A 12,345-nucleotide genomic window follows, 5' to 3' on the forward strand; every position below is an offset into this window, starting at 1 on the left:
ATTATTCGCTTTTAAGGATGGCTGGTACCCATTATTAACTTCACAGAACTTTTATATTATTTTTTTAATTATCAATATATTTTATATGATACTTTTCTATTTCTATAAAATATTTATCAGACTGAAGAATTTTTAGAGGATTTTTTATTATAATTGGCGTATATGTTTCATCATTAATTCTATCTCTATCCACTAAATATAGATAATATTTATCGCTATATACTTTTGCTATATTAATTTCATTTTTAGACCAATAAAAATCTATTTTCTTATTATATGACTTTACTTCTATATACCTATCATGTTCAATACTTTTTTTTGTATTATATGAGCAAATATCATATCCAGCTGTTACATCTATTTCAGAAATTATTTCAATACAATTAGATAATAAGGAATCGTTCAATCTTTTTTTTTCATAACTTAATACAAATAATTCAGCCTCTTTTCCATAGCGCTCTTCTAGTTCTAATATTCCTTTAAGTGTTTCGAGTGAAATTTGTTTTCTCCTTTTAGATACATATTTTTTTAATGTTTCATTGTATATTGGGTTTATTAGCAACTTATTATTAATATCATCTAAGTAAAAGAATTCAATTGAAATTAAAAAATTTCTTATGCAAGAATATTTTAACTTAATATATGACAGTGGAATATAATACCCATACTTTGTATCATACTTAATCTTATCTAACGGAATTATATTACTTTCACTTTTCTCAATAATAGAATCTAGAAAGAAGTCACATAGTGCTAGTTTAAATGTATTAAACTGAAAATCACTTTGAAGTAATTTTTCACTAAGCATAAGTTTTTCATTATTTTCTTGTATTATACCTATATTTAATAATAATATTTGGGTAGGAATTGATTTACTTTTAGCATATCCAAAAAATTTTGCTAAACTATTAATATTGAATTCACAATTATTTTTATAGACGTATTCAACTAATGCGTATAATTCATTATAATTTAATAACTCTTTATAAATCTTTAGTTCTTCTAACATAATCCCTTATTAGTGCCTTTATATCATCATTACCTATATCATCACCTACATTATCAAACAGAGGAATACTACTACTTTCAATAATCTTCATTAATCTTTCTTCCTTCTCTTCCAACCTTCTATCTATGGTTTCTTCAATACTATCTTTTGATATTAAGTAATAATACTCTGTTCTTATACTAGCGTCTAATCCATATCTATGTATCCTATCCTTTGATTGAAGAAATTGTGCAGCATTAAAACTTCTATCTAAATATATAGCTGTATGACAAACTTTGTGAAGAGATATTGATTCAGCAACTGCAAATGGATTTGCAATGATAACATTGAATAATGAATCTTTTTCATGAAATTCTTTTACTATTTTTTCCCTTGTTTCAATATCTTCTCCATCATAATTACCATCAACTGGAGTTTCTCCATATAACAATTTATTTTTAATATTATTATCTAATAAAAATTTACTAAATTCCTTGATATTATTTACATAAATACTCCAAACTATGACCTTCTCCCCTTTTTGAATCTTTCTATTAATAATTTTCAATGCATAAGTATACTTTGAAGGTATTTCACTATCAGTATATTTTAAGACTTTATTCATTATTTCAGAGTCATCAAAATAAATTTCTCCTCCACTTGTCTCTTCTAAAATATACTTTTCTATTGGTTGCTTTAATAAATTGGGGTTTGTAGCAGCTTGCATTAATCTGATAACTCTAGCTCTTGTTAAATATTCCTTTAATGCACTTGATTCTAAATCCTTCTCTATTAAATAATCCATATATTTCTTTTCAATGTACCTATAAATTTCTCTTTGCTTCTCTCCCATTTCTATCTCTATAGGAGGTATAGATGCTACTTCTGGCAATCCCAAGTCACTTTTTCTTATTCTGATGAAGTAAGGTTCTAAATTTTTAATTAAATTTTTAATTCTTACATCGTATTTATTATTACTCATTTCTCTTAGTTGATTAACTTTAAATTTTATAATATCTTTGTTAGGCCAAATAAATCTAAATAAGTTGTATAAATCTTCGTATCCATTAGGAGCTGGCGTACCAGTCAATATAACTCTTGACTTTGCATATTGTGCAATTTCCAAAATAGCTTTAGCCGCTATTCCGCCGTCAGTATTTTTAATTTTATGAGCTTCATCTAATACGAGCATAACTTTATTTTCTCTTAATAAAAAAGATAGTTCTTTAATTATTGAGTAAACTCCTTGATATGAAATCAAGGTAATATCAGCTATATTATCACTTATAAGATATTCTCTACGCTTTTCTTTACTCATCCCAGATAGTCTTTTTACACTAGGTTTACTACCGAAACATTCAAAGAATTCACTTTCCCATGGACCAAATGAGCTTAATGGTCCAACTATTACTATTTTATCTACTTTTTTAATATCATCTTTATCCAGACTGCTTAAGTACCCAAATGCGCCATATACTATGCTTGTCTTTCCAGCTCCAGGCACAGAAAAATTACAACTATTTTGCGAAAATGCTAAATGAAATGCTGATAAAAGTTGTAATGGGTATAACGTTCTATGAGGTAACTTTTCTCTCAATACTGAAGTAAATTTACTAAATTCATTAGTATTACAAACATTATTACGTATATTTAATGCCTTCTTTGAAAAGTTTTCAAAGTTATTATCCTCGATAAAATATTCTTCTAAAATATCATTTATATTATCTGTTAATTGCTCTTCAATATCATTTTTTCTAAAAAAAGATCTTAATTTATTCAAGACCACTTCTTTATTTTCCTTTTGGAAAAATACTTTAATAATCTTATCATCAACTTCATATTCAAAATAGTTCTTGAAAAATAATTTATATCTTCTATTTTTCAATAATGCTTCAATATCGCCACTTAATATAAATTCATTCTCGCATATATCAATTTTAATAATCATCTTACTTTTTCCTTCTATTTCTAATTACTTTTTTAAATTCGTAAGTTAGACTATTTATTTGATTCACTAAATCTTCAACAGTAGAACTTGTAAAATTGTCTACATCAGTATTAATAGCTTCTAAAGTACCTAATGCACTTTGTAGCAATTTTTCTGGCTTATTTGATTGTTGATAGTCTTCAACTTTTCTATATGATTTGTTTAAATTTCCTTTGAAATTACCAATAACCTTATTTTCCCAATCCAAATCACGTTTTTCAAGTAATAGCGAAATGTCTTCATCTGGATTTTCTTCTCTAATGTCATCTACATCATCTTCTTCAATATTTTCTACTAACTTAAAATGTTCTTCTTTGAAGTTATTCCATACTTTCTCACTAGAAAAAATACTCTTCATCTCTTTTTTACCGACATTTGCTATATTTCTGAATTGCTTTCCTTCATATCTTGCTCTAATATAATCAAAACATATACTTTCTAAATCATTTATATCTGTATCATCATAACCCCAATCGGTAAAAGCTCTATGATTTTGATACGAATCTAAATATCTTAATAAATCTACAAATTGGCCTTCTCTCTTTTCTAATCTTGTATATATCCCTTCGTATCCATATGCATCCAGATATCTATTCATTAATTCTAGCATATCAAGATATTCATTTATTTTATTAACTTTTTCTCCCATCATATCTGCAATCTCATCTATGTTAAAATCGTTATCTAATAAATCAGCACATTTTAAATACTTTTCAATAGCATTATAATCCACTTTTTCATCTACACCCATTTGATATCTGGTTTCTAATGCCATTATATCTTTTTTTTCTGCATTATTAGGTAAAATGACAGCTATAAAATATTTTGCATGTTCTACCTGTTGGTCGTTATATTTATGATTTTTCTGTCTATATATTCTATTTAATATACTAGCCCTTCTATTTCCATCGATAATTATACCATTTCTTGTAACAATCCCATATTTTTGCTGTCCATCTTTTGCTAAACTTTTTTCAGTTGTTTCATTTCTATCTTCTTTTGATAACCATAAAAATTCTTCAATCATAGCTTTATGATTTTCATTTTCAGGGTCTAAAATATATTTTTCTTTTTCAAATGACTTTACCCTAGTTCCAATTCTACCATTATATTTATTATAAATTAAATAATCTAATGGTATCTTATATGCATTCATTACTTTAATTTCACCTTGATAGTTTATCCTAATACCTGTCATATGAGGTTGTTGACTTAATATTTCTCCCAACTTTTCTATTCTCATCTTCTCTTCCATACCATCTACCCCTTCAATTTTTCTAAAAATTCCAATAAAATATAATATCCTACTAAAGTTCCAAAAGGAATTTTCTCCTCTTTTATTTGTATCATTCTATTTAACTCAATATTATCAATCTGATTATCAATAAATATTTTTATAGAATCTAGTACCTCATATGGACCCCAGGAATTATAGTCTCGTTCAAAATCAGTAAGTGTAAAATTATATTGTAGATTATCAAAACTCACTACTTTGTTTTTAATATCCAATACTAATTTATTTATCTTATCAATTAACTTATTTTCTAGTATAATATCTTCTTTATCAATTCTTATAATTTTTGCTGTTGATCCCTGGCTTTTATGAATTTCTGTATTCCAAATAAAATTTTCATTCTTAAAATCCGAATTGTGATTTGTTAATTCAACTCTATATGTATTTATAATCATATATGGAATATGATATTTAAACTTAGAAGTTATTTTTTTTCGTTTTTCTTTATTCAATGGAATTATCTTGAAATTTAAGTCAGTAAAAGAAATAGACTTATCATGCTTTATCTTTACATGTTTCTCAGGAATCTTCATATTTTCTTCATTAGCTATTGCAATTCCTAATGCATATGAAAATTTTGGTGGTACTGCATTTCCAACCAATTTATACTTTATACTTTCAGATTTCCCATAAAATCTATAATCAATTGGAAATGACATAATTGTTGCTACTTCTCTTACTGTAGGCAATCTAAAACTACCCTCTTTATATCCTAAAATAAAAGATTCTCTAGAAGAGGTTGACATAGTAGCCATTATGGTTCTTGCAGGCTGATCTAACCTTTCAGGAAATGCCATCTTACCCATATATCCTTTATCTTGCTTTAATCTTTTTGCTTTTTTCCATTCAAAATCAGCTACTTCACTTATATAATTTAAATCAGAAATCAAGCTTGACTTCATCTTAAAATTCCAATTTGGATCCTTTACTAACCTATCTCTAGTGCACGGCTCTCCTAAAGTCTTCAATATATATCCTAATGTTAATTTCTCATTATCTATAATTATTTTTTTAGGGGTAATAAAGTCACCACAAATAAATCTTTTTCTCTTTGTTGGTGCTGCATAATCTAAGGCAGCATAAACATTTGTTGATTCTTTAAATATTTGAAGCCTTTCACTTCCCCCAGAAATACCTAATTCCTCACTAGTATAGTACTCTTTAATATATTTTTGGGCATTAGGCACATTTTCTAATATCCAATACTTGAGAATTGAATCCTTTTTATATTTTTTTCTATAAACAATCTTCAAAAATGCTTTTATTAGTTTTATTCCCATTGTCTTGTCGCCTTTTCCAGATTTATTGGAACTTGAAAATGCTACACATGGGGGAGATCCAATTATTATCTCCGTATCTGGAATTTTTTCATGAAATTCTTTATCAGGTAAATTTGATAATTCGATTATATCCATTTTTATTGTTTTACATTTAGGATGATTTGCTTTATGCGTTATAACTGCTGGTTCCCATTTATCAACTGCAAATACAACATCAAAACCTGCTTGTCTAAATCCTTCTGAAAATCCTCCACCACCACAAAAAAAATCTGCTACTTTCATTTTATAAGTCTCCTTATCTGCTTTGTCAAATCTGTTTGTAACCATAAAAAGATTATATCACATAAGAACAAGTTTTCGTATCTATTAATAATATTGTAAAACTAAACGATTCTAATTTTTCCATTTTATTTACATACAAAAAATCACATATCCAATCAATATTCTATATACTACCTATTACTATTTTATCAATATTTATACATAAAATAAATAATTTGTATAAATATTATTATATATATTTAAATTTACAGTTCATTATAAAAAAGAACTATTCTATAATTAATCATATATACATAATTCTTCTTAAAATATATTAAATATTATACCCAACCTGAAAATTCCCACCAATTTTTTCCCGCGCTATCAATAACTCCAACTAATCTTATTATCTTTCAATATCCTTTAATTCATTGAAAAACTTCTGTATAATTGTACCCTTCTTAATCCAGCATTTCTCATTTTCAGTATTTCTGATAATCTTTTTATTGATAGATGAGTTAACTTAAAATCTATTGGGAATTGTGCTATTAAATCGAACTTAAATTATATACAATTTAAATAATAAACCACCCCTTCAGCTGGTGGTTTTACTCTAGCCATCTAAGGGCATGGTACCAGAATATACCTATTTTAGTCCCTCAACTGCAACCAACTCTCTAGCATCACTTAAAAGGGTCCTCGTATTCTTTCATTGTTATTGAATCAGCCATTTTATCCTAATCTTCTTGCTCTCTTATATATTTTGCTATAGTTGCTTTATTCAACCCTACAGTACTAACAAAATATCCTTTGCCACAAAATGTCTGTTTCCATTCTTATATTTTAATTCTAATGCCTATCATATATAATCAATAAACTTTTTCCTTTTAAGTATCCCATAAAACATGAAACACTCAATTTAGGAGGTATTGATACTAACATATGTATATAATCTTCACATGTATGAACTTCTATTATCTCTACACTTTTATACTTACATATTTGTCGTATTATTTGTCCAATATCTTGCCTTATAGAACCATATACAGCTTTTCTTCTGTACTTTGGTATGAAAACTATGTGATATTTACAATTTCATCTTGTATGTGATAAACTATTTCCGTCCAAATTGGCACCCTCCTTTTGCTTCATAGTTGAAGAGTCCTATTCCAAAGATTCATTTCCCTTTCCGTTAATATTTTATTCAAATCTGGATGTAATTTTTTAGCTAGTTTTCTAAATATACTTTTTACTTCATTATACTCTTCATCAGTTAAGGTAGGACTCTCTATAAGTTTTTTACTTTGAGATAGCCTTTCCTTGAAATCCTCCATCTGAAATTTGAATAACTTCATCTCTTCTTCTAGCTTTTTTTCTATTTCTTCCTTATCAACTTTTTCCCCTTTATTTAAGTAAAACTGTATAAGGGATATTTTTTTCTTTATCCTTCTAAGATCAATCTCCCTCTGTAATTTCTGTTTTATTAAATATCCAAAAATAGATAAGTATTTTGCTTCTAATAAAACTTTTTCTTTAAAAAGAAGGTCTTCTTTTTCTTCAATAAGACTTAAGTAATACTTTGTCATAGAATCAAATTTATCTTTTAAATCTCTATATTCTTCAATTTCAATTAACTCATTTCCCATTTGTCCCACCTCATTTTAATTCTAACACTCTACAATTGTATTAATAAGGGGATTCTTGTCGTTTAGTTTAAAAATAAAAAACCTTCCTAACAGTAATTGCACTGATAGAAAGGTTAGTTTTAATATTCAATCTTAAAGGTTTTTATCTCATAAGGATTTATCATAAATTCATTTATTCTCAATATAAAAGAAAGCCAAATCAATAATATTCTACACTAATTTTCTCCATGTGTATGAATAAAAAACAAACCCTAAACATACATCCAGTCTAGGGTTATATCGTACCTTATAAATATTTTTTGTAACTTCTAATCATCTGCAGCACTAAAAGCCTCATAGAAATAATCAATATCATACTCTAACTCTCTATAAAAATCTTCATACTTAATATAAATTTTCTTATCATATATGCATCTAATATGCTTTGTGGTAAATTTATCTGTGTTGTTTGACTTATATGCTGTAATTACTTCCTTCACATTCTTTTTAAATCTACTAATAACAACTCTATAAATATCTTCACCAATAACCTTCTCATAATAAAAATCCTCAGAATTTATTGATGTTTTATAAATATAATCTGGATTACAAATTACTTCTTCCAATATACTAATATTTATCTCTGGATGTTTGTTTACTATATGTTTTGTATAATTAGTAAATCCTAATATTATCTTTTTGTGTAACTTTCCTTTGAATTTATAATATCTTTTATTATTTTCAAAATAATAATCCATTATATTTTCTCCCTAATCTCCTCATAAAGCCTCTTAGTATCCTCACTACTCTTTCCATTTACAACAAAGATATCTGAGTTTGTCTTAATTACTACATAAGTCTTGCACTTAGTATAAGAATATAAAATATAATCTCCAAATAAGTTATTATTAAAATGTCCTTCATTAAGTCTTAAGCTTCCAACTCCATTTGTTCTACTTCCTATGCTTAAATCTTCTGAATAAGTTACTGATTGAATATCTTTATAGGCTATGGTTTGATCTTTCCAGTAAGTTGCTTCAATACTAATCTCCTTATCATTTAAACTAACCTTTATGTCCCCAGTTACAAGAATTACTCCTACAACGGCAAATACCACAAGAGTAAATATCAACGTAAATTTGGTAAGCTTCCTCGACCTTGCCTCATCTTCTTTACTCTCGTGAGTCACTTCAGGATTACTAACTTTGCATATTGTATTAGTTACTACTAATATACCAATAATTGTTATCATAATCACTGCTATCATTAGTCCAATATAAAAATTAGGAGTATTATCCTTTAATATTGCTGGTATTGCTAAAACGATGGTGATTACCCCCATACCTATTCCCATAACACGGCATAGTTTTTTCTCATCATATTTTGCTTTCTCTTCTTTACTTGCTGTATTATATCCAGCTATTAAGAATCCACCTTTTCCTGAAAGAAAAGTAATGGTAAGTACTAAAAATAAAGCTACTATAAACCACATTTATCTATTCCCCCTAAACATTAACTCTCAAATTAATTAATATCTATCTTTATATTTAAATTATAAAAACCATCCCTATAATTAAAGCTCAGTATATTTTTTGCTGTTTCCCTTTGCTTTTTCTACTGGATATTTCTTTTCATTCTTGTCCATTTTTCTATTTATTATTTCTTCAATATTTACATCTAACGCATCTGCCATATGCATGCAATAAACAAATACATCCGCTAATTCATCACAAACATCTTCCTTATCAAAATTATTATCCCAAAGAAAGTGCTCTAAAAGTTCACCTGCTTCTATATTTATAGCTTTAGCCAAATTCTCTGGAGTGTGGAACTGTGACCAATCTCTATCGTTTCTGAATTTTCTAACTCTTTCAATTGTATCTTTCATATCAAATTCTCCTAAAAGCAATTTTTTAAATCTATATCTATTTTACCAATTTTTACTCATAGAAGTAACAATATCAAGAAACTTCTCCTATATTTTTACGCTATGTAAATACAAACCTATCACATTCCTTTTTTTGTACCATTGTGGTAAAATTAAGCTTATATTTTTATTAAAAATTATGTCACAAAGATGAAAGATATAGTACTCATCCTTTTATGTGTTACTTCTGTTTCAGATCATATTAATTAGGAGGATTAAAAATGGGCGATTTTAAAAATAAACTAATACGTTTTATGTATGGTAGATATGGTACAGACCAGCTTTATATTGCTTTAGTTATTGCATCTTTTGTTCTGATGCTTATTAATTCATTTATTCATTCAAATATACTTAGTATTTTTATATGGGTTGTTCTGATTTTTACCTTTTATAGGAGTTTTTCTAAAAATATTTTTAAAAGACGTAGAGAGAACCAAATGTTTTTAAAGATATGGAGTCCTATAAAAGCAAAAAGTTCTTTAACAATTCGCAGACTGAAAGAATTTAAAACCCATCGTTATCGCAAATGTCCTCATTGTAAAAAGGTACTTAGATTACCAAGAAAAACTGGAAATCATACAGTAAACTGTCCTGTGTGTCATAAGGATTTTAAAGTTAGAATTCTATTTTAATGTGAAATATATAGTTAAACTAATTAAAAACATATAGTACCCATTTGTTTATATGTTAAACAAATGGGTACTATTATTAATTTATATACTTTCCTATTAAATTTGATATAACAACAGCAAATATACTGATTCCGATTCCTGATAGCATTCCAGTTATAAATCTTTTGAAATTAGTGCTCTCTTTTTTATATTTGTACTGAAATATACAATCTATTAAAATAGGAACTTCAAATAAAATTCCTGAAACCAATGGTTTTACGTATTTAATCTCCGTATAATTAACCCGCATAAGTACAAGTGTGAAAAAGAATATTAGTATTCCCATAAGTACAGATGTACACCTCCAGCATAGAGGTAAACAAAATCCGTTTATTATAATACCTCTACATCTTTTACCATTACACAAAGGTACCTTACCATATTCTTCATTAATTTTATCTCTTAAATTCATTTTTGTTACCTACTATTTAACTTGGAACAAATATATGAAATAAGTAAGAAAACTATTATAGCTATTAATATTGGCATTATGTACTCCTCTTTTCTAAACTGAATATCCTAAGAAGTCTATCCACTCTTTTTCAAAATCTATCTTCATATCAAATATTTTATTAACCTTGTCCAATTCTAAACCTATAGATTCACTATATACATTTAGATTTTTTAGTTTAGCTTTAAATTCATTTATCTTATTAGTATTCTCTTTAATAATCATATCAATTTCACTATTTGAAGTGGTCACTAAAGCTTTCATTGATTCAATATAAGCGTTATTTTCTCTATCAAATAGATCTGATATATTTTTCATTAGAAACCCATGTCTTACATCAAACAAATCTGCCTCTTGCAAAATTAATGTTACAAAATTAGTACACACAACTGTTGCAATAGTTTGTATTGGTAGTAAAAACATTTCAGGAATTTGAAACTGATGCTCTAAGTATTCAAATAATACTTCTAATACAAAGGATGTTATTGTAATAGACATTAAATTAAGTATTGCATCTGCTTTCTCTGCTTTCGTAGTGTTTTTATTTCCTAAAATCGCAACTGAATCGACTACTGATAAAACTAGATTTTTAGCTAACCTTAACATTTTTTGCACCGTTGCTTTAACAGTATTTATTAATATATCAAAAAATGTTTTCATAAAGTTCTTAACACTGTTTTTCATTATCCCTTTAAAGATTACAGAAAGCTTAGACATTACATAATTTCCTAGCCTGTCTTTAATAGCATCGATTTTGCTTAGTGCCTTTTTTATAGTTATATCAGGTGTTTTTAATATCTCCTTTATTTCAAATAAAAGAGGTGGAAGAGCATAGTATATTATTTGCCCTGCTACAATTTTGCCCATGCCGTTACTTGCAGATTTCAAGGCCTTTTTGCCAACCTTAGAATAATCAGTTTCCTTCAATATAACTTTACTCTCTTTATTTTGAGAGTTCTTATAATTCTTAGCAAGTTCCTTCTTCACTTGTTTATTTATCTTGCCATTTTCATCAAGGTATCCCTTTTGCATTAATAATTCTTTATTATTACAAGTCTCCCATCTTTCTGCTACTGCATCTGCTAATTGCTCTGGTGTAGCTCTATGGGTAATATCATTACCATTTTTATCACGAACCTTAACATCACCTTTGGATTGATTTGCAGTCTTGTCCATCATTGCAAAGTTATCTGCTGAATTATAAAATTCTTTAATTCTTTCCTCTGCACCTTCTTTTAGATATGCAGTATAGACATATGCTGTGCTTAGAGCTTGGGTATGTTCAACGTCTAATTGGCTTACAGCATCTCCTCTTTTGTTAACTTTTTTTTCTTCAGCATTACCTGTATAGTCGTCTTTCATGGAACCATCGCTATTTCTATTATTTCTATAGCCTTCCTTGCCATTTTTAATCATATTGCTATCTTTATAGACCTTTTGACTATGGCCATTTTGTTTTTCTATAGTTTCTTTTTCAAATAGCTTTACCTTTGAAGCTTCTAGGTCATTTACTATCTCTTTTAAGGACTCTGAACGTTCACTTTCATTGTAATTATAAACTAGTTTGGTTAAATCCTGATTATCTCCAATAGGATCATATTCCTTTTCATAGGAAAAATTCTTTACTCTATAATACATTTGATCAACTGTTATGTTGTAGTCAGATGTATTGAAATATGTCCTTACTAGTTCACCTGCTATATCCCTGCCGCAATTCTCCAAGAACTTACTTCCTAAGTTATTATCTAATAAACTATTAAGTTCACTATTGATCTGATTAATAGTTCTAGTATATATTCTCTTTTCTTGTTCAAACACTGAGTATCTTATATCAACTATTTCTTTTAATTCCATATCAATC

11 protein-coding genes and 1 pseudogene are annotated in these 12,345 nt (G+C 27.3%); 1 reads left to right on the forward strand and 11 read right to left on the reverse strand.

Translation table 11 applies throughout. From position 1 onward, the window contains the following. Positions 1 to 64: 64 nt before the first annotated feature. The 9 genes and pseudogenes from PTZ02_RS08745 to PTZ02_RS08785 all read right to left on the reverse strand — a co-directional run bounded on the left by PTZ02_RS08745 (position 65) and on the right by PTZ02_RS08785 (position 9,323). Positions 65 to 1,009, reverse strand: a complete 945-nt coding sequence (locus PTZ02_RS08745) for a DUF3883 domain-containing protein (RefSeq protein ID WP_274227403.1) — start codon at positions 1,007 to 1,009, stop codon at positions 65 to 67. Further along, positions 984 to 2,936, reverse strand: a complete 1,953-nt coding sequence (locus PTZ02_RS08750) for a DEAD/DEAH box helicase (RefSeq protein WP_274227404.1) — start codon at positions 2,934 to 2,936, stop codon at positions 984 to 986. Before PTZ02_RS08750 ends, PTZ02_RS08745 begins: the two co-directional genes overlap by 26 nt. A gap of 1 nt (position 2,937) precedes the next feature. Further along, a complete protein-coding gene (locus PTZ02_RS08755) occupies positions 2,938 to 4,230 on the reverse strand; it encodes a hypothetical protein (protein ID WP_274227405.1) in 1,293 nt (430 codons plus the stop codon). A gap of 5 nt (positions 4,231 to 4,235) precedes the next feature. Then, complete coding sequence (locus PTZ02_RS08760; RefSeq protein ID WP_274227406.1) at positions 4,236 to 5,831, reverse strand: DNA cytosine methyltransferase; 1,596 nt, start codon at positions 5,829 to 5,831, stop codon at positions 4,236 to 4,238. A 716-nt stretch (positions 5,832 to 6,547) separates the two neighbouring features. Beyond that, positions 6,548 to 6,890: pseudogene (gene tnpA / locus PTZ02_RS08765) on the reverse strand (IS200/IS605 family transposase). Between the two features lie 68 nt (positions 6,891 to 6,958). After that, complete coding sequence (locus PTZ02_RS08770) at positions 6,959 to 7,456, reverse strand: hypothetical protein (protein ID WP_274227407.1); 498 nt, start codon at positions 7,454 to 7,456, stop codon at positions 6,959 to 6,961. A gap of 308 nt (positions 7,457 to 7,764) precedes the next feature. Next, a complete protein-coding gene (locus PTZ02_RS08775) occupies positions 7,765 to 8,193 on the reverse strand; it encodes a hypothetical protein (protein ID WP_274227408.1) in 429 nt (142 codons plus the stop codon). Further along, positions 8,193 to 8,927, reverse strand: a complete 735-nt coding sequence (locus tag PTZ02_RS08780; protein WP_274227409.1) for a DUF3784 domain-containing protein — start codon at positions 8,925 to 8,927, stop codon at positions 8,193 to 8,195. Before PTZ02_RS08780 ends, PTZ02_RS08775 begins: the two co-directional genes overlap by 1 nt. A gap of 81 nt (positions 8,928 to 9,008) precedes the next feature. Continuing rightward, positions 9,009 to 9,323 carry a nucleotide pyrophosphohydrolase gene (locus PTZ02_RS08785; RefSeq protein ID WP_274227410.1) on the reverse strand — a complete coding sequence of 105 codons (315 nt, stop codon included), beginning with the start codon at positions 9,321 to 9,323 and terminating at the stop codon, positions 9,009 to 9,011. A gap of 260 nt (positions 9,324 to 9,583) precedes the next feature. On the opposite strand from PTZ02_RS08785, the gene PTZ02_RS08790 reads away from it, so the two are divergent. Beyond that, positions 9,584 to 9,994 carry a hypothetical protein gene (locus PTZ02_RS08790; RefSeq protein ID WP_274227411.1) on the forward strand — a complete coding sequence of 137 codons (411 nt, stop codon included), beginning with the start codon at positions 9,584 to 9,586 and terminating at the stop codon, positions 9,992 to 9,994. A gap of 76 nt (positions 9,995 to 10,070) precedes the next feature. Here the strand turns inward: PTZ02_RS08790 and PTZ02_RS08795 are convergent, their stop codons facing one another. After that, a complete protein-coding gene (locus PTZ02_RS08795; protein ID WP_274227412.1) occupies positions 10,071 to 10,445 on the reverse strand; it encodes a DUF2085 domain-containing protein in 375 nt (124 codons plus the stop codon). 93 nt (positions 10,446 to 10,538) lie between these two features. Beyond that, positions 10,539 to 12,338, reverse strand: coding sequence for a hypothetical protein (locus tag PTZ02_RS08800; protein WP_274227413.1), 1,800 nt, complete (start codon positions 12,336 to 12,338; stop codon positions 10,539 to 10,541). Positions 12,339 to 12,345: the final 7 nt, after the last annotated feature.

Origin of the sequence: Clostridium sp. 'White wine YQ' (genome assembly GCF_028728205.1) — a bacterium.
In the GTDB taxonomy this organism is placed as follows: Bacteria; Bacillota; Clostridia; order Clostridiales; family Clostridiaceae; genus Clostridium_T.